The sequence below is a fragment of the Enterococcus sp. DIV0691 genome (genome assembly GCF_051711145.1).
GTDB classification, from domain to species: Bacteria; Bacillota; Bacilli; order Lactobacillales; family Enterococcaceae; genus Enterococcus_B; species Enterococcus_B hirae.
On sequence record NZ_JBIOLY010000001.1, the window covers coordinates 347,501 to 366,399 of the forward strand.

Genomic DNA, 18,899 nt, shown 5'->3' on the forward strand with positions numbered 1-18,899 from the left:
GATACTCATCATCTTTCCTCCTCTGGATAGTTTAAAAGCTCTAAACATCAACAAAATCATTTGTTTTCGTTTAGAGCTTAGCTAAAAAATCTCTTCTACTGATAAATATGGTTAATTTGTAACTATTTGTCAAAAGTTTCGCTTACTAGGAAACGATTTGTTACAGAAAATTGAAGTGAATATCTGATAGTATATGGGTTTCTCAATGGGTATGACAATTTATGCTTCGACTTGAGACCATTCATCACGTTTTTCTAAAAATTCACGAGCGAGTGCTTGCGCACCTTCTAATGTATGGCTCGCTGCCCAGCCACATTGGGTTTCGTTGCTTGCAGGGACTTCCGTTGCTTCTAGTACATCCTTCATTGTTTGCTCTAGGACATCTAAAATATCTTCGTAACTTTCATGGTTCAAAACAGTTAAGTAAAAACCTGTTTGGCAACCCATTGGTGACCAGTCAACAATATAATCTGCGTGGTTACGAATCAATTCCGCAGTTAAATGTTCTAAAGAGTGTAAACTTGGCATATCCATATGCTCTTTATTCGGTTGTTTGAAGCGAACATCATATTTGATAATGACATCGCCGTGTTCCCCAGTTTTTTTATCAGCTACTCTGATATAAGGTGCTTTTACTTTCGTGTGATCAAGATTAAAACTTTCTACATTCATTTTCATGACTTAAGGCTCCTAACTATTGGTAATCATTTTTGTTTATCGGCATCAAGTAAGCATCTCCTAGAAGAAACTTCGATAAACACAGTGCTTCCAATTAGATTCTATCACTTATTTCTTTGTAGGTGTAGCAATCTGAAATGAAATTTATCTTTTCTTTCAATCGTTAATTTTCTTCTAATTGCTGAAATGCTTGAGTTAAATCCGCAATCAGATCATCCTCATATTCAATTCCCATAGACAAGCGAATCAATCCATCTTTGATACCAGCTTTTTCTCTTTTTTCTTTAGGAACGGAAGCATGCGTCATCACTGCTGGAAGTTCAACTAAACTTTCCACACCACCTAAGCTTTCTGCCAAAATAAACAATTGGAGAGATTCAACGAAAGGAATGGCAGCCTGTTCATTTTTTAGTGTAAAAGAAACCATGCCACTATAACCACTCATTTGTGCTTGCGCAATTTCATGATTTTTATGAGTGACCAAACCAGGATAAAAGACTTGTTCAACTTCAGGGCGTTCTTTTAAGAAGTGTGCGACCGCAAAAGCATTTTTTTGATGTTCTGCCATTCGTACACTTAATGTTTTGATTCCTCTTTGAAGTAGCCAGCTGTCTTGTGGCCCTAATACACCGCCAATGGCATTTTGATAATAGCCGATAGCATCCGCTAAGGTTTCATTATTTGTAGTAACCAAACCTGCGACGAGATCACTGTGTCCTCCGAGATATTTTGTCCCGCTGTGTAAGACGATATCTGCCCCTAAGTCAAGTGGTCTCTGGAAATAAGGAGTGGCAAAAGTATTATCAACGATTGTTATCAGTTGGTGTTTTTTTGCTAGTTGACTATTTTTTTGGAGATCAGTGATTTTTAATAACGGGTTACTTGGTGTTTCTAAATAAAGTGCTTTTGTATTGGGTTGAATGGCTTGCTCTACTTGTGCCAAATCACTCGTATCGACAATTGTATATTCCAGACCACTTTTGGTTAGGACTTGATCAAAGAGTCGAAAAGTACCACCATAAACATCATCGCCTAATAAAATGTGGTCTCCTGATTGAAAAAGAGAGAAGACTGCATGAATACCGGCTAAACCAGAGGCAAAAGCAAATCCTTTGATTCCACCTTCCAACTCAGCAATCAATTCTTCAAGGGCAAAACGTGTGGGATTCCCAGAACGAGAATATTCATATTGCTTGGGATTTCCCACGCTATTTTGTCGATAAGTGGATGTTTGATAGATCGGAACACTAACTGCTCCAGTAGTAGGGTCTTCACTGATTCCGCCATGTATTAGTTTTGTTTGAATATGCATTATTTGTTCCTCCTAATTTTTTATATCTGTATTTCGGTCAAAACGACTATTTGTTTTATGAATAGATTCCTTTTGATAAATAACGGTCTGCTCCATCTGGGAAAATAGTTACCACTGAACTTCCTAAAGGTAATCGTTGGACTTCATGTAAGGCTGCCGCAAAAGCAGCGCCGCTAGAACTACCAACTAATAGACCTTGTTGCTTGGCTAGTCGCTTCGTGTAAGCAAAGCCTTCTTGATCAGAAATCGTTTCAAAACCATCTATGGTGATATCAGCAAGAAATGGTGGGGTAAATTCAACGCCAATTCCCTCGATTTTGTGACTATGAGCAGTACCACCATTCAAAATTGAGCCTTCTGGTTCGACACCAATTAAACGAATGTCTGCATTTTGTTCCTTTAAATATTTAGCGGTGCCCGCAAACGTACCGCCACTACCAATCCCCGCTACAAAGCTAGTGATTGGTTCTGTAAGTTCTTGACTAATTTCCGGTCCGATCGTCTGATAATAGGCCATGGGATTCGCCCAATTCTCAAATTGCATTGGTAGAAAGCTGTGAGGAATGGTTTTCGCTAATTCTTTACTTTTTTCAATCGCACCAACGATGCCCAGTTCACTTGGTGTGTGGATGATTGTTGCGCCTAATGCTTTCATCACTTGTTGTTTTTCCATACTGAATTTTTCAGGAACAACAAAGATTGTTTTGATAGAATAACTTAAAGCAGTTAATGCTAAACCAATTCCAGTATTACCAGCAGTAGGTTCAATAATTGTTGTCTCTTTTGTGATCTGTCCGGTTTGAATCCCTTGTTGGATCAGATAATGACCGAGTCGATCTTTGATACTTCCGCCAGGGTTCAAATACTCTAATTTCGCATAAATAGCTGAATGTTGGGGCATAGGATAATCTTTAGCAGTAAATTTAAAAAACGGGGTGGAACCAATTGCTTCGGTGATTGTTGTAATGATCATAATTCCCTCCTAAAAAATAGAATATAAAAAGGAGCTGACTATTAAATCAGCTCCTTGAAAAAATCATGAAATAAGTATTGGAAAACGGAAGAAGGCAATACCAATTTATGAAGGGCTATTAATAGACATGACAAATCGTATGCTGCTTTTATGCACCATACAACAACAAATATTCATTTGTTTTGATTTGCTGTTTGTCATGTGAAGTCCCTCCAAAAATGAATTTCATTAAAAATAGCATGATTAAACGAGAAAGTCAAAGAGTAAAACTTAAAAATAGATAATTCCCTAGTTTTCTAAGCAGTTGTCTGATACAATAAAGTTGATTATGATTAAGTTAAGAAGGAGCAAAAATAATGATCTCAGCAAGTGATTTAAGAGCCGGTATGACATTTGTTCAAGACGGTAAATTAATTAAAGTTTTAGACGCAAGCCACCACAAACCTGGTAAAGGAAACACTGTGATGCGTATGAAACTAAAAGATGTTCGTTCAGGAGCAACATATGACACAACTTTCCGACCAGAAGAAAAGTTTGAAAAAGCACATATTGATACGAAACCAGTACAATATTTATATACAATGGACGACACAGCATTCTTTATGGATCTTGAAACATATGAACAATATGAAATTCCAGTAGAGACTGTAGAAGAAGAAATGAAATATATTTTAGAAAATATGGAAGTAAAAATTCAATTCTTCGGCAGCGAAGTGATTGGTGTTCAACTTCCAACAACGGTTGTTTTGCGTGTTGTTGAAACACAACCTTCAATTAAAGGAGCAACCGTGACTGGTTCTGGTAAACCAGCTACAATGGAAACAGGTTTAGTCGTTAACGTTCCAGACTTCATCGAAACAGATGAACTACTTGAAATCAATACAACAGAAGGCACATACGTAAAACGTGCATCAAAATAATAATAAAGGCTTTTGTTCAAGATCCAGTAGGATACTTGAGCAAAAGCCTTTATTTATAGCTGTTTTTTTAATTTTTCATGGTGGGCATGTGAAAGTCGTTGATACAATGCCGTTTCAAAATCATTGTAACGACAAAAATCAATGACCGCATATTTTGCTGGGTCTAGCTCTGGAGGAATAAGCAAGGGTGAACCAATAATATAAAAATCATACTGTTTCGTGAGTGGCAGATGGGCTTTTTCAATCTCGATAAAAGGAATCTTTTCACCTAGATTAAATATCTCATAAGTGATCAAGTATTCTGAAACGTTGATAAAGCCAACTTTCAATTTATAGTCTTCTTCCAGCTTGGTATAATACGGATAAAGTAAACAAGCTTGGATGAAAGCTAATTCACTACTACAATTTTTTAACCAAAGGAAGTTTTTACGATTCGCAATCTTTTTCCAATAACTTTCGATTTTAGTAGCTAAAATTTGGATCATAGGATATTTCTTTTGGATATACGTAGAAATAAAAAAGGTTGTTAAAGGGATTTTTTGTTTGAATACAGTAAAATTCAACAATGAAAGGTAGATATTCGCATGAAGGGAAGGCTCTTCATGAAAGTTGAAATTACTAATATATTTTTGACAATGCGTTTCAAACTCTTCCAAGACTTTTTTTAAATGGTTGTTCGCCTGCAGATAAGAATGTTCCACGATTGGTAATTGGACATCTGATTTGGAATTTAGAAAAGGCCAATAATAGAACAAATAAAAAAGGGAATTGATTTCTAAAATATCGAGCTTCAAATTAGCAAGTTGAAAGAAATCATAAAAAAATTCAAGATCTGTTCCACTAGGGATAAAAGAAGTGGGAGTTAATTTATAAATATCAGTGAAATGACCCTCTTTAATTCGTAAAAGATTGATTTTACAATGGAGCATAGCTTGCTTCTTGCCGATTGCATATTTATCTTTCAGGTGTTCCGCTTCGTATAACTCAAATAGTGTTTTTAAATCATCGCTAAAATAGAGATCATCTAGACTTTCACCTAATGAAACAAACCAAAAAAAGTTAAAAAACATAATCCGGATCAGCATTTCCGAACCTGTTAGTGTTAAGTTCGTTAAGTTCAAAGTGATATGATAGTCTTTAAAATACTGCGCTAATTTTTTGGTTTGGCGAAAACAAGTGGAACGGCTAATATAGTTGCGTTGACAAAAAGAAGCAAGATCTTCATCTTGCTTCTTGATGATACTAAGCAATAACTGATAAGGGATACTTTGTGTGGTTAAAAAATTTTGATATTGATTGTAATGGATCATTCTTTCACGAATAATCAACTTATTTTTAGCCGTTAATAATTGTTTATTACTTATCTTTTCCAAGTCTTCCTGAATAGAAACAAGGATTTTTTTTAGTTTAACCATACTGATTGTTGTTTCTAAGTTTTCTCTTAGGTTATCGATCAAGTGCTCTCCTGGAGATAACGTCAATAGTTGACCATAAATAGCTAATTTTCCTCGCGAATGATCATCTAACAATAATTGCTCGATCAATAAATCACCATCTTTTCTAATTTAGTATTATTATTATTAACTCATTTTTATCATCTTGTAAATATGTATCTCAGATTTTTATATTTTTTCAGTAATTGTAGAAATGAGAAGAAAGTCAGTGTTTCAAAACCAAGTCTATTCGATCAGTTATTTTGAAAATATAAACTACATCATTATATAAAAATAACATAACGTTTATAGATATATTTCTTATTTACATATCTTCTATAGATTTAATATAACTAAAAAATCCACTTAAAAATTGAATGAGAATAAAAAGAGAAAAAATAGAGGTTTTTTCTCTTTTTTTATATTATCTAACTGAATTTTAAATAATTTTTAAGGAGGATATCTATGAGAAAGAAACAATTATTCTTTTTGTTAGGGTCTTTAGGAATCATTGTTGTACTCAATTTTTTCTTTCAGAATAGGAAACTTGTGGAAGCAAGTAATGAGGCTACTATGGAAATAATGGCTAATGAATATGGCCAAGTCCAAGCTCATCAATCTGCGGAACAATTGACCATCGAATTAGGGCTTTCTGAGAATGACCAAGGACATAGATACTTGGTACGGGTTATTGATTCAGAAACAAAAGAAATGCTTCTACCAATTCCAACAACTGAATATACGGAATACCTTAATGAAACTAGTGGAAAATGGCTCACAACTAGCCAATTTTTCAAGCAAGAGTATCACGAGAAGTGGATTTTTGCAGGCATCAAGCAGAATCAGTCAGTTGACGTAGAAGTTTTATTGGAACAACAAACGGCAGAAAATGAGCAAGGAAAAGCACTCACGCCGATTGTGAAGGAATCATTTAAGTTTCTGGAAAATAATACATTAGAGCAACAAAGTAATAAGGAAACTTCGCCGGAAACAACGGAGCAATCGACTAAATCTAACGAAGCAGACACAAAGGGATCAACAGAAAGAGGAAATGAAGAGCAGCAAGCAAAGGAACAAGATCTTGAAGAAGAGACAAAAGAAGAGGTTGTACGTCCGTTTGAGTTTCCCGCTCTCTTTTCTGCTGGAAATAATAAACAAACTGTCACACCTATCGTACCAAATTATACTAACGATTCTACTGGGGTCTACCCACAAGCAGCGTGGCAGCCGACAGGAAACGAAACGGTTCTCAATCATCAAGGAAATCAAAATGGTCAGTGGGATGGTGTAACGTCATGGAATGGCGACCCATCTAATCGGTCAAATTCTTATATTGAATACGGGGGGACAGGAGAAGAATCCTCTTATGCTATTCGTAAATATGCACGAGAAACGGCTACACCAGGATTATACGATGTTTTTTTAAATGTACGTGGGAACGTTCAAAAAGAGTTTTCACCTGTAGACGTTGTATTAGTAGTTGATTGGTCAGGCAGTATGAATGAAGACAATCGTTTGGCAGAAGTGAAACGAGGGGTCAATAGTTTTGTAGATACCCTTGACCATAGTGGTATAGCTGAAAAAGTCAATCTTGGCTATATTGGGTATTCTAGTGTGGGTTATAACAACGGTTCAATCCCACTAAGTTCATTCAATTCTGTAAAAAATCAGATTAAAGCGATCACTCCTTCAACGACACAAGGGGGAACCTTTACTCAAAAAGCGTTGAGAGAAGCTGGTGAGATGTTGGCTGAACAAAATAATCATGAAAAAGTGATTGTGTTATTAACGGATGGTGTGCCAACCTACTCCTATCACATGAACAAAGTGTTTACAGAACAAGATGGTAGTTATTATGGAACTGAATTTAGCGATGTACGAGAAGGAGCCGGAAATACTTCTCTTTTAAGTAGATATTACGATGTTCCAGATCAAAACAATCGAGAGAAGCAAATTCGGAGTACGTTTATAGCGACGATTGGCGAAGCATTAGCGTTGAAAGAACGAGGAATCAAGATCCATGGCTTAGGAATCCAATTGCAATCAGATATTCCAGCTGGCTTATCAAAAGTTGATGTGGAAACAAATATGAAGAAAATGGTATCAACGGATGAATCTGGTCAATTCTATTACGAATCGGCTGATCGTGCCACAGATATTTCTGATTATTTAGCGAAAAAAGCGGTTCATATTGCTGGAACCATCAGTAATGGAAAAGTGATTGATCCGATTGCTCAACCCTTTGTTTACGAAGAAAATACCCTCACGATCAAAGATGTAGGGAAAAATGCTGTCGCAGTAATGCCTACGATTGGTATTTCTGGTTCAACGATCCAAAGCAATCAGCTATATTTAGGGAAAGATCAGGAAATTCAAATCCATTATCAGGTACGAATCCAAACTGAAAGTAAAACGTTTAAACCCGATGTATGGTACCAAATGAATGAAAAAACAACCTTGCAACCGACGGCGGATGCTTCAACAATTGTTGAATTTGGCGTTCCTTCTGCAAAAGCACCAGGCGTAACATTGTCTTTCACAAAAGAATGGGAAGAATATGATCATGATACTAGCCTACGACCAGATCAAATCACTTATGAAATAAAACGAACGCCAACAACAGATAAAAATAGTTGGCAAACGGGATTTATCCAGTTAAATAAACCAACTAATGATACCGAGGGAACTTGGAGACGTGAAGACATCAAGTTACTCTCAGCAAGTAATGGCACTGACTATCAAGAAAACATGATGTTGCCAAAATTTAATAACCAAGGACAAGCGTTTAACTATCAAGCAAGTAACGAAATGACCGTTGAAGGTTATGAGGCTGCTAAAGTCAACGATACGACTTGGAAAAATACTAAAAAGTTTACACCATTTGATTTGAACATCACCAAACATTCTTCATCTGGAGCAAAAAATCTTGTAGGAGCAGTTTTCGAATTAACTGGTCAATCTAAAACGATCCGCTTGATCGATAACAAAGATGGCAGTTATCACTTGCCTGCTGATGTTCGATTAATGAAAGGGGAAACCTATACGCTTACAGAGGTACAGGCACCAGACGGCCATGAACTTGCTCAAAAAAACACCTGGAAGATTGCGGTATCAGCCGAAGGAAAGGTAACGATTGACGGACAATCCGCAAAAATCGAGGAACAGGCGATTCTTCTAACGATCGAAAATCCTTTCAAAAAAATTCCTTTGGCGATTCACAAATATACGCTTCATGGGTCAGAAAAAGTCCACTTAGCAGGTGCTACTTTTGAATTACAGAAAAAAGATGCTGCTGATAGTTATCGAACAGTAGCGACAAAAGTATCGGAACTAACGGGACTGGCTCAATTTACAGTAGAGGAACCAGGAGAATATCGAATGGTAGAGACGAAAGGACCCGTTGGCTATGATACGATTGCTGGGAATTATGAATGGACGATTGATCAATATGGCACGATCCACTATGAACATGAAAATGTTGAGGTAGATCCGCAGTGGACATTACAGCATCAAAACCATCTCAAACCTTTTAATCTTACGGTCTATAAAAAACAAGATAACGGGCAATCATTAAAAGGGGCTAGCTTTAAACTAGAGGGGGAAGGGTCAAGTGTCGAACTACCTCAAGCAGGTGAATCAACGGATACATTTACATTTGAAAACCTTCAACCTGGTTCTTACACGTTAACGGAAACCAAAACACCAGATGGGTATCAAGGATTGAAAAAGCCAGTCTTGATCGTGGTGAAGGAAGATGGAACAGTGACCGTGGATGGGTCCAAACAAGAAAGTGGATTAGTAGCTGGAGACGAAAATAATCAAATTACGTTAACGATTACCAATCAAGTCAAAGTTCCTTTACCTGAGACTGGCGGAATGGGTCGTATCTGGTTCTATTTAGCTGGTTTCCTTGCGATAAGCAGCACATGTTTCGTTGCCTTTTTCAAAAAACAAAGAAAGGGCGTGGCGTAATGAAAAAAAGAATCTGGTATATCTTGTTCCTCATTCCGTTGTTGTTGACGATTGGATCGCAAAGAAGTGCGGCTCAAAATATTCCGAATCAATCTTCGAATGAGCAAGTACAGATTATCTTGCATAAACTTCTGTTTACGGAAGGGAATTTACCTGATCCACAAAAAAATACGGGTGAAGAGCAAGTATTCTTCCAAGAAGCTCAGGGACTAAATGAGGTGAGTTTTTCGGTTTATGATGTCACAGCTTCTTTCTATCAATTGAGAGAACGAGGGATCGATGTCACAACAGCACAACAACAATTAGCAAAAAAGGGACAAGAGATCGGAACGTTTGTAACAGAACAAATCACCAAAACCGTTGGTAACGAAGCTGGTATCGCTCAATTTCAATTACCAAAGCAAGATGCACAAGGAAGAGATCAAGTGTATCTTTTTCAAGAAACGAAGACACCAGTAAACGTCAAAGAAAAATCAGCCAATTTAGTTGTGGTACTCCCAATTAATAATGAGCAAGGTCAAGAATTGAAGACGATTCATTTATATCCTAAGAACGAAGAAACGACTCCACTTTCTTTTTTGGAAAAAAAGATCCAAGGAGATTCCAGTGTTTCGTTTGGTGAAATCGTCACTTATACAGTAGATACCATTGTTTCTGACTGTCAAAGCTATCAACTCATTGATGAAGCTGATGATCATTTGCTCTTCTTACCTGATACATGGAAACTCAAAATTGGCGGACAAGAAATACATTCCGGGTATAAGATGGTTTCTCATCAAAATGGCTTTGAATTGACATTGGCTAAAGAGACACTCCAAAAAATGGTTGGACAACCACTTTCGATTACCTATCAGATGCAAGTATCAGCGACAGCAATTCCAGACGAGGAATTGAAGAATAACGTCACGGTCACTACAGAACGTGAGTACCTCCAACGATCAACTGCGATCCGTACGGGAGGAAAGCATTTTTTGAAAATTGATAGTCGAAATCAAAGACCTCTACAAGGCGCTGTATTTCTAGTAAGAAATCAAAGAGGTAAATACCTTCATCAAACGAAGGAAGGCGTTACTTGGCGAATGAGTAGTGAAGGAGCGTATCGACTAACTTCCGACCAATCAGGGAATTTTTCAGTTCGAGGGTTGACCGACGGGAATTATTACCTTGAAGAGATTCAGTCACCGAAAGGTTATATCAAAAGTGAAGAGCTAATTCCTTTTGTAGTTGAAAAAAATTCGTTTCAGCAAAACGGACAACAGGCGGATCCTTTGAAGGTAAAGAATCGTAAAGCAGATTTCGGTTTGCTGCCTAAAACAAATGAAAAAAATAGCCAGTTTTATGTCATCGTTGGGCTAATACTAGTTAGTATCAGTCTGTGGAAATGGAGAAAGAAAGGTGAAAATAAATGAAAAAAGAGTGGAAAGCAATCGACATTTGTTGGGGAATATTATTCGTGTTATCAGCTGTTTTAGGTAGCTGGGTAGGGCAATCGCCTGTCTTTGCAGCTACCGATCAAGAAGTTGCACAAGTGATCTTGCATAAGAAAAAAGCACTTTCTTTACCCAATGTTATTCAAAACAGTGGGAAAGAGATGACAGAGTTTGACCAATATCAAGGTCTAGGAGATGTATCATTTACTGTTTATAATGTAACGAATCAATTTTATGAACAACGAAATAATGGTAAATCAGTCGAAGAAGCGCAACAAGCAGTTCAAGAGCTGACTCCTGGAGAACCTATCACGTCGGGAACGACAGATGCACAAGGAAGCGTAACGCTGGAATTGCCAAAATCTCAAAACGGAAAAGATGCGGTTTATGTCATCAAAGAAGAACCGAAAGCAGGAGTAGTCGCAGCTGGCAATATGGTATTGGCTTTTCCTGTTTATGAAATGATCAAACAACCAGACGGCTCTTATCAGTATGGTACAGAAGAATTAGACACGATTCATTTATATCCTAAAAATCTTGTTTCTAATAATGGGGTATTGCAAGTCAAAAAAGTGGGGACAGCCGAAAATGAACCATTGAATGGCGCAGCCTTTAACATTTCAAAAACCGAAGGATCAGTAAAAAAATACCTTCATAGTGTGAAAGACGGTCTTTATACTTGGACAACTGATCAAACCGCTGCTAAATCTTTTTTGACTGGGAAAACGTATCATATCGGAACAGCTGACTTCATTGAAGAAAACAGTGAAAAAGGTCAGATGGAAATTCACGGATTAGAAGTTGGTCACTACCTTTTGGAAGAAGTGAAGGCACCAGATAACGCCGCATTGATTGAGAGTCAAACGAAAACAGCATTTGAAATTACCGAAAATAATCAAACGCCTGTCGAAAAAACGATTAAAAATGATACATCAAAAGTTGAAAAAAGTACGCCAAAATTAAATGGCAAAGATGTAGCAATTGGCGAAATGATCCAGTATGAAATCAAGGTCAATCTTCCCGAAGGAATTGCTGATAAAGAAGGTTCAATGAACAAATACACGAAATTCAATTTAATCGATCAACACGATGCAGCATTGACTTTTCATCATGCAGTCAATGGCGCCAATGGCTATGCACTTTACGATGGAGAAACAACAATCGATCCAAGTCATTATACAGTGATTGAGCAAGAAAATGGCTTTACGGTGGCAGTTGATCCAGCGTACATTCCTTCTTTAACGCCTGGAGGAACATTGAAATTTATTTATTATATGTATTTGAATGACCAAGCAAATCCAACTGCAGGATATCAAAATGAAGCAAATGTAGAAAACGACTATACGAAAGACCAAACACCGCCAACTGTTGAAGTAGTTACAGGTGGTAAGCAGTTTATCAAAGTCGATGGAGCGGTTTCGACAAACCAGCCGTTAGCAGGTGCTGGCTTTGTTGTTCGAGACCAAGATTCAAGTGAGGCGAACTATTTGTTGATTGATCCTCAAACGAAAGCCGTTAATTGGACGAAAGAGCAAGGAAAAGCGACTGTTTTTACTACTGAAAAAGATGGGTTGATTACCATCATTGGATTAGCTTATGGAACCTACTATTTAGAAGAAATCAAGGCACCAGAAAATTATGTACAGTTGACTAACCGCCTTTCATTTGTAGTCGATGAACAATCTTATCATTTGTCTGGACAAGTCATTTCACCAGAAAAGGTACCAAACAAGCATAAAGGAACATTACCTTCTACAGGTGGCAAAGGGATTTACCTTTACCTAACAATTGGTACGATCTTATTAATCATGGGTATTGGTTATTTTGTAAAAGTAAAAAAATCCCATCAATAAAAGGAAAAACTAGTCAAAAAAGGATGACGATCAATGAGTAACAAAAAGCGGCGATATTTGGATAGTTTCATGACCTTGTTATTCATCACAGGAATCGTAATTTTTATGTATCCTTTTGTTAGTGATCATATCAATGATTACTTGGATCAACAAATCATTAGAAAATACCAACAACAAGCACAACAACAAAAGACAGAAGAGTTAGAGAAAATCCAACAAAAATATCTAGAAAAAAATCGAGAACTTGCAAAAAGTAATTCTTCCCCAGGCTCTGACCCATTCGCCGAAGAAGAACCGGAGAAGGTAACACAATCAACGATCCAAAAACATACCATTGGTGTGTTATCAATCCCGAAAATCAATGTGCGACTACCGATTTTTGACCAAACGACTTCTTTTTTTCTGGAAAAAGGTGCCTCTTTATTGGCAGGAACCTCTTATCCAGTTGGGGGTGAAAGTACTCATGCCGTTCTTTCCAGTCATCGTGGATTACCCAAAGCCAAACTATTTACGGATTTAGATCAACTAGAGAAAAACGATTTGTTTTTTATCGAAAGTCAGAATGGTAAATTAGCGTATCAAGTGGATCAAATCAAAATTATTGAGCCTACAGATCTTGATGATCTGATGATTGAAAAAGGGCAGGATTTAGTTACATTATTAACGTGTACCCCTTATATGGTCAATAGTCACCGGTTGCTGGTACGAGGACACCGTATTCCCTATGAAGATCAAGACATTGAAAAAGAAGACAAGAAAATCAATAGCCAAAAAAAACGATCTCTTTTGATTCTTGGATTCGTATTGATTGGCTTGCTAGTGGTCGGGATAGTGTGTTTCATTTGCTATTTTAAACATTAAGTTTTAATATAGTTTTGAAAACTAGATGTAAAAGTCTTATAAACAGTATATAATAGGTTTATGAGAAGAAGGCATCAATGATTGGAGGAAATACAAAAATGGAAGTAGAATTTAGTCGGAAGTATCAAATAGTGAATGAAGTGTTGAATGCCGTCACCCATGGAATTGCAGCGTTTTTAAGTCTCATTTGTTTTGACTTGCTGATGGAACAAGCTCATTCAACCCTCGATTATGTTGCGTTTATCATTTATGGCAGTTCGCTGTTTTTGCTTTTTTTCAGTTCTACGTTGTTCCATAGCTTGATTTTTACAAAAGCAAAAAAAGTGTTTCAAATATTCGATCATTGTTCGATCTATTTACTGATTGCCGGGACCTATACGCCTTTTTGCCTGTTAATCGTTCAGGGACTTTCTGGTGTACTATTACTTAGTGTAATCTGGGCAACAGCAGTTATCGGGATCATTTACAAGTGTTTGACTTTAGCGAAAGCCAGTCAGGTTTCTAAAGTATCAACGATTATTTATAATGTGATGGGCTGGGGAATCGTGATCGTTTTACCGAAACTTTATCAAAACATCAATTTGACCGGTTTACTTTTATTGGTCGCTGGTGGGTTAGCTTACTCGATTGGCTCAATTTTTTATAGCATGAAAAGCAAGAGGTTCACACATGTTATTTGGCACTTATTTGTGATGTTAGGTGCATCATTGATGTTTTTAGCCGTTTACTTTGGGTATGTGGTTTAAGTAAAATCAATTTAAGAATGAATTTTCTGATGAACAAAGGAATAGCTCTCCTTTTTACAACGAAGGATTAAATTAAAAAATACGTTTGGTTTCGATGGAATGATCGCAACCAAACGTATTTTTATTTGATGGAGCAGTTGCTTTCACTAGATTGTATGATTGAAATAGTGAGATTTATGAGCATATCCATTGTTTTTTAATCTTTTATTCGCTAGTTTTGTATTTATACAAAAAAATGTATGAATGCACTTTTTTTTATTAAATTTATGAATATAGTAGACAATCACTGAGAATTTGTTTAATATTATTCAAATAAAATTCAAATCTTAATGAGAGAAATTTTAAAAAATATTGCGGAAAAGAGGTAGTCTCGAATGTCAGAATTAATGATCGGTGAAATTCCTGTTAGTCAATTAGTAAAACAATATCAAACACCCCTTTATGTTTACGATGAGAAGCAAATGGTGGAGAACATCAAGGCATTTAAACAAGGATTTCAATCAGATCATTTTAAGACAAAGATTTTATATGCATCAAAAGCATTTCAGACCGTTGCCATGTTAAAACTGATTCAATCACAAGGATTAGGTTTAGATGTAGTTAGTGGCGGCGAGATTTATACAGCTGTGTGTGCTGACTTTCCAATGGAAGAGGTCTATTTTCATGGAAACAATAAAACACCTGCGGAAATCCGTTATGCTATCGAAAATGGACTTGTTCATTTTGTAGCGGATAATCTCATGGAAGTTGAATTGTTAGTCGCACTTAGCCAAGAATATCAAAAAGAACTCCAGGTGATGATCCGGTTGAATGTAGGGATCGAAGCACATACGCATGAATATGTCGTTACCGCTCATATTGATTCAAAATTTGGTCTACTCTATGAAAGCGAAGAGTGTCAAAAAGCGATCCAATTTATTCAGGATAGTGAATTTTTACAATTAGAAGGCTTTCATGCCCATATTGGTTCGCAGATTTTTGAATTATCGGCCTGGATAGCAGAGATCCATAAACTGATTGGTTATCTTAAAGATTTTGATGAAGTACTTTCGCTAAATCTTGGGGGAGGATTCGGTATTCGTTATACCGAAAGTGATCAGCCATTGCCCATTGAAGAATCTGTTCGAGAATTAGTACGTTTTACGGAGGAAGCTTTAAAAAAACAAGGATTAGTAATCAATGAATTGTTGATCGAACCCGGAAGAAGTATCGTTGGGGAAGCAGGAACGACGCTTTATACGGTAGGCTTTATTAAGCAAACGCCAAATAAAAAATATTATTTTGTCGATGGGGGAATGACCGATAATATCCGTCCAGCACTCTATCAAGCGAGCTATCAATGTGATCTGGCAACCAAATTAAGGGAAAAGAAAACCGAAAAAGTCACGATCGCTGGGAAAATGTGTGAGTCAGGTGATGTGGTTATTCAAGAAGCTCTTTTGCCTATCGCTGAACCCGGAGATATTTTAGCGGTATATGCCACAGGCGCTTATGGTTATTCAATGAGTAGCAACTATAACCGAGCCTTGAGGCCTGCTGTGGTATTCGTCAACGGTGAAACTGCTCGATTAGTGGTACGTAGGCAAGAATATGAGGATTTATTGCGAGGTGAAGTTCAATGATCCTGCATAAATATAATGGTTGCGGCAATGATTTTATCTTAATGGACTATGAAGAAGGAATCGATTATCACCAATTAGCCAGCAAGTGGTGTGGACAGGATCGATTTGATACAGATGGGTTGATTGTCGTTCGAGAGCAACCTTTAACGATGCTTTATTTCAATAAAGATGGCAGTCAGGCGCCGATGTGTGGGAATGGGATTCGTTGTTTTGCTCGGCATGTATGGGATAAAGCTATGGTAGAAACTTCACCTTTCGACGTACACACATTAGCGGGTGTGATTTCCATTGAAATTTTGACAGAAGAACCTTTTTATTGTACCGCTCAGATGGGACAACCCGATTATTCGACAGAAAAGTTAGCGGTCAATCAAACAGAACCCATCGTGGATCAAATAGTACGTATTGGACAAGTGGATGTCCAGCTAACTAGTTTGTTTATGGGCACGATCCATACCGTTGTTTTTGTAGAGGATGCAAAAGCGCAACAAATGAAAGCGTTAGGGGAACAGATTTGTCACCATCCATTATTCTCAGAAAAAACCAATGTTAATTTTGTCCAACGAGTCAATGAACAGGAACTGATCGTACGCACGTATGAACGTGGCGTTGGTTGGACATTGGCTTGTGGTACTGGCTGTTGTGCGGCTTATGTCGTAGCTAGAGATCATGGATACTTAGCAAGTGCTAAGGCCATGATTCACTTAGAGCAAGGAGAGTTAATGATTACTGGGGAGACACAAATACAAATGACGGGACCAGCTGTTCATGAATGGTCACAAAAGGAGATGACGTATGATTAAAGGTTCGATCGTTGCATTGATTACACCGATGGATGCGCTTGGCGAAATTGACTATCAAGGATTAGAGAAACTAATTGAGTTTCATCTTTCAGAAGGTACAGATGGCCTGTTAGTGTTAGGAACAACTGGGGAATCTTCGACGTTAACGCCAGAAGAAGAAGAGGAGATTCTACGTTTTACAGTAGCAAAAGTAGATAAAAGAATCCCAGTCATCGCAGGCGCAGGAACAAACGATACGAAAAAAACAATTGAAAGAGTCCAACGTTTAGCAGCGATTGGGGCGGATCAATTGTTAGTGATCACGCCTTATTATAATAAGACAAGTGATGCAGGTTTGTTGGCGCATTTTACTGCAATTGCTGACCAATCACCACGACCGATCATTTTATACAATGTACCATCTAGAACTGGAATGACGATCCCAATCCCAGTCCTGGAAAAATTAGCGACACATCCACAAATCAGCGGGATCAAAGAAGCATCAGGTGATCTGGCTTATGTGATGGCAGTTGGTCGTCTTTTGACAGACTCGTTTGTCCTTTATAGTGGCAACGATGATGCTATTTTGCCGATATTAAGTGTGGGTGGAAGTGGGGTTATCAGTGTTTGGGCCAATATCCAGCCTAGATTAGTCCATGAATTAGTCGCAACGTTTGAGCAAGGGAATCTTCGACGAGCGCAACAAATCCAATTAACTGCCTTACCATTGATCCATGCCTTGTTTAGTGAAACAAATCCGATCCCAATAAAAGCCGCAATGGAGATGATGGCTCTTCCTTCAGGTGCGTTACGGCTACCACTTGTTCCTCTGTCTGAGGACAAGCGAGGAGTATTACAGGAATTATTACCTATGAAAGGACGAGAACAGGTATGAAAATTGGTGTAGTCGGACATGGACGAATGGGCAAAAAAATCCAAGAAGTCATTGAGTCTTATGAACATGAGGTCGTTTTTCCAAAAGTCTCCCTTAAAGAAGCGACTACTTTATCTTTTCCGAGTAATATCTCACTCCTTATTGATTTTTCTCACGCAGATAATTTGGAAAAAGTGCTAGATTATGGAGCAGCACACCAACTTCCAGTCGTGATCGGAACGACTGGCTATAGTGAGGAACAATTCCAGGCAATCGAAGCGTTTGGGCAACGTTTCCCCATTTTATACAGTGCGAACTTTTCTTTAGGGATTTTTGTCATGAATCAATTAGTGAAGCAGGCTGCTGAATTATTGAAAACATGGCAAATCGAATTGATTGAAAAACATCATGACCAAAAAAAAGATGCGCCTTCTGGAACGGCTCAATCACTACTCGCTAGTATGCAAGAAGTCCGCAAACTATCGCCTGTTTTCCAATGGAAAGATCAACCTAGAAAAACCGATGAAATCGGAGTACACAGTTTACGTATTGGTTCTGTACCTGGAGAGCACGAAGTTTTATTTGCATCTACGGATGAAGTATTATCAATCAAACATGAGTCGTTTTCCAATCAGATTTTTGCAGAAGGAGCAGTAAGTGCAGCTTTTTGGTTAAGCAATCAACCAGCTGGATACTATCAATTAGCAGATACTTTAGGTGGATAAAGGAGAGAAAGCAAATGGACGCACAAGCAATTATACGTTTGATTCAAACAGCTGATAAAAAAACACCGGTTAAAGTGTATTTAAATGTCACTGAACCAATTAAATTTGAAAAGTGTAAAGTATTTGGTCAGGGGAATAGCCAAATTATTTTCGGTGATTACCAAGAAATCGCACCAATCCTCGCAAAAGAATCCGCTAAAATCATTGAGATCGAAATAGAAGAAACAGCTAGAAATAGTGCCATACCTCTGCTTGATTTAAAAGAAATCAATGCTCGGATCGAGCCAGGAGCAATTATCCGGGATCAAGTAACGATCGGTGATCATGCGGTCATCATGATGGGAGCGATCATCAATATCGGTGCGGAGATTGGGGAAAACTCGATGATCGACATGGGGGCAATCTTAGGCGGAAGAGCGATTGTCGGCAAAAATTGTCACATTGGTGCGGGTGCAGTGTTGGCGGGTGTGATCGAACCGGCTTCCGCTCAACCAGTGGTGGTTGAAGACGGTGTCTTGGTTGGTGCGAATGCTGTCATTGTTGAAGGTGTCCGTATTGGCAAAAATGCAGTCGTAGCGGCTGGAGCAGTTGTTTTAGAAGATGTAGCCGCTGATACCGTAGTGGGTGGAACACCTGCCCGAGTATTAAAAATCAAAGACGAACAAACGAGGGAAAACACCGCATTGATCGCTGCATTACGGGAATTATAGAGAGGATG

Annotated in this window: 16 protein-coding genes (1 of these 16 cut by a window edge); 11 read left to right on the forward strand and 5 right to left on the reverse strand. The window is 37.8% G+C overall.

Annotated features, from left to right (window positions below):
- The 4 genes from IGJ11_RS01590 to IGJ11_RS01605 all read right to left on the reverse strand — a co-directional run.
- Positions 1 to 9, reverse strand: partial view of a glutathione peroxidase gene (locus IGJ11_RS01590; RefSeq protein ID WP_207433280.1) — the start only. Its footprint begins 462 nt before the window's first position; the window shows 9 of its 471 coding nt (coding positions 1–9); it begins with the start codon at positions 7 to 9; the stop codon falls past the left edge of the window.
- 210 nt (positions 10 to 219) lie between these two features.
- Positions 220 to 678 carry an S-ribosylhomocysteine lyase gene (locus IGJ11_RS01595; protein ID WP_010720211.1) on the reverse strand — a complete coding sequence of 153 codons (459 nt, stop codon included), beginning with the start codon at positions 676 to 678 and terminating at the stop codon, positions 220 to 222.
- A gap of 163 nt (positions 679 to 841) precedes the next feature.
- Entirely contained in the window at positions 842 to 1,990 is a 1,149-nt protein-coding gene (locus tag IGJ11_RS01600; protein WP_207433278.1) for a cystathionine gamma-synthase, read from the reverse strand.
- A gap of 55 nt (positions 1,991 to 2,045) precedes the next feature.
- Positions 2,046 to 2,963, reverse strand: coding sequence for a PLP-dependent cysteine synthase family protein (locus tag IGJ11_RS01605; RefSeq protein WP_207433276.1), 918 nt, complete (start codon positions 2,961 to 2,963; stop codon positions 2,046 to 2,048).
- Positions 2,964 to 3,319: 356 nt separating this feature from the next.
- On the opposite strand from IGJ11_RS01605, the gene efp reads away from it, so the two are divergent.
- Positions 3,320 to 3,883 carry an elongation factor P gene (gene efp, locus IGJ11_RS01610; protein WP_010720208.1) on the forward strand — a complete coding sequence of 188 codons (564 nt, stop codon included), beginning with the start codon at positions 3,320 to 3,322 and terminating at the stop codon, positions 3,881 to 3,883.
- A 53-nt stretch (positions 3,884 to 3,936) separates the two neighbouring features.
- On the opposite strand, the gene IGJ11_RS01615 is transcribed toward efp, so the two are convergent.
- Positions 3,937 to 5,427: a helix-turn-helix domain-containing protein gene (locus IGJ11_RS01615; RefSeq protein WP_207433274.1), complete on the reverse strand. Its 1,491-nt coding sequence runs from the start codon at positions 5,425 to 5,427 to the stop codon at positions 3,937 to 3,939.
- A gap of 354 nt (positions 5,428 to 5,781) precedes the next feature.
- On the opposite strand from IGJ11_RS01615, the gene IGJ11_RS01620 reads away from it, so the two are divergent.
- The 10 genes from IGJ11_RS01620 (at position 5,782) to dapD (ending at position 18,891) form a co-directional block, all read left to right on the forward strand.
- Complete coding sequence (locus IGJ11_RS01620) at positions 5,782 to 9,288, forward strand: vWA domain-containing protein (protein WP_207433265.1); 3,507 nt, start codon at positions 5,782 to 5,784, stop codon at positions 9,286 to 9,288.
- Positions 9,288 to 10,697 carry a SpaH/EbpB family LPXTG-anchored major pilin gene (locus IGJ11_RS01625; protein WP_207433263.1) on the forward strand — a complete coding sequence of 470 codons (1,410 nt, stop codon included), beginning with the start codon at positions 9,288 to 9,290 and terminating at the stop codon, positions 10,695 to 10,697. The genes IGJ11_RS01620 and IGJ11_RS01625 overlap by 1 nt, the downstream gene beginning before the upstream one ends.
- Positions 10,694 to 12,571 (forward strand): SpaH/EbpB family LPXTG-anchored major pilin, encoded by a 1,878-nt coding sequence (locus tag IGJ11_RS01630; RefSeq protein ID WP_207433261.1) that lies wholly within the window; start codon positions 10,694 to 10,696, stop codon positions 12,569 to 12,571. The genes IGJ11_RS01625 and IGJ11_RS01630 overlap by 4 nt, the downstream gene beginning before the upstream one ends.
- 33 nt (positions 12,572 to 12,604) lie before the next feature.
- Complete coding sequence (locus IGJ11_RS01635; RefSeq protein WP_207433253.1) at positions 12,605 to 13,432, forward strand: class C sortase; 828 nt, start codon at positions 12,605 to 12,607, stop codon at positions 13,430 to 13,432.
- A 98-nt stretch (positions 13,433 to 13,530) separates the two neighbouring features.
- Entirely contained in the window at positions 13,531 to 14,178 is a 648-nt protein-coding gene (gene trhA / locus IGJ11_RS01640; RefSeq protein WP_025480259.1) for a PAQR family membrane homeostasis protein TrhA, read from the forward strand.
- 374 nt (positions 14,179 to 14,552) lie between these two features.
- A complete protein-coding gene (gene lysA / locus IGJ11_RS01645; protein ID WP_207413455.1) occupies positions 14,553 to 15,800 on the forward strand; it encodes a diaminopimelate decarboxylase in 1,248 nt (415 codons plus the stop codon).
- Positions 15,797 to 16,603, forward strand: a complete 807-nt coding sequence (gene dapF, locus IGJ11_RS01650; RefSeq protein WP_207433251.1) for a diaminopimelate epimerase — start codon at positions 15,797 to 15,799, stop codon at positions 16,601 to 16,603. Before lysA ends, dapF begins: the two co-directional genes overlap by 4 nt.
- Positions 16,596 to 17,477: a 4-hydroxy-tetrahydrodipicolinate synthase gene (gene dapA, locus IGJ11_RS01655; protein WP_207433249.1), complete on the forward strand. Its 882-nt coding sequence runs from the start codon at positions 16,596 to 16,598 to the stop codon at positions 17,475 to 17,477. Before dapF ends, dapA begins: the two co-directional genes overlap by 8 nt.
- Positions 17,474 to 18,181, forward strand: coding sequence for a 4-hydroxy-tetrahydrodipicolinate reductase (gene dapB / locus IGJ11_RS01660; RefSeq protein ID WP_034699411.1), 708 nt, complete (start codon positions 17,474 to 17,476; stop codon positions 18,179 to 18,181). Before dapA ends, dapB begins: the two co-directional genes overlap by 4 nt.
- A gap of 14 nt (positions 18,182 to 18,195) precedes the next feature.
- Entirely contained in the window at positions 18,196 to 18,891 is a 696-nt protein-coding gene (gene dapD, locus IGJ11_RS01665) for a 2,3,4,5-tetrahydropyridine-2,6-dicarboxylate N-acetyltransferase (RefSeq protein ID WP_034699414.1), read from the forward strand.
- Positions 18,892 to 18,899 lie beyond the last annotated feature (8 nt).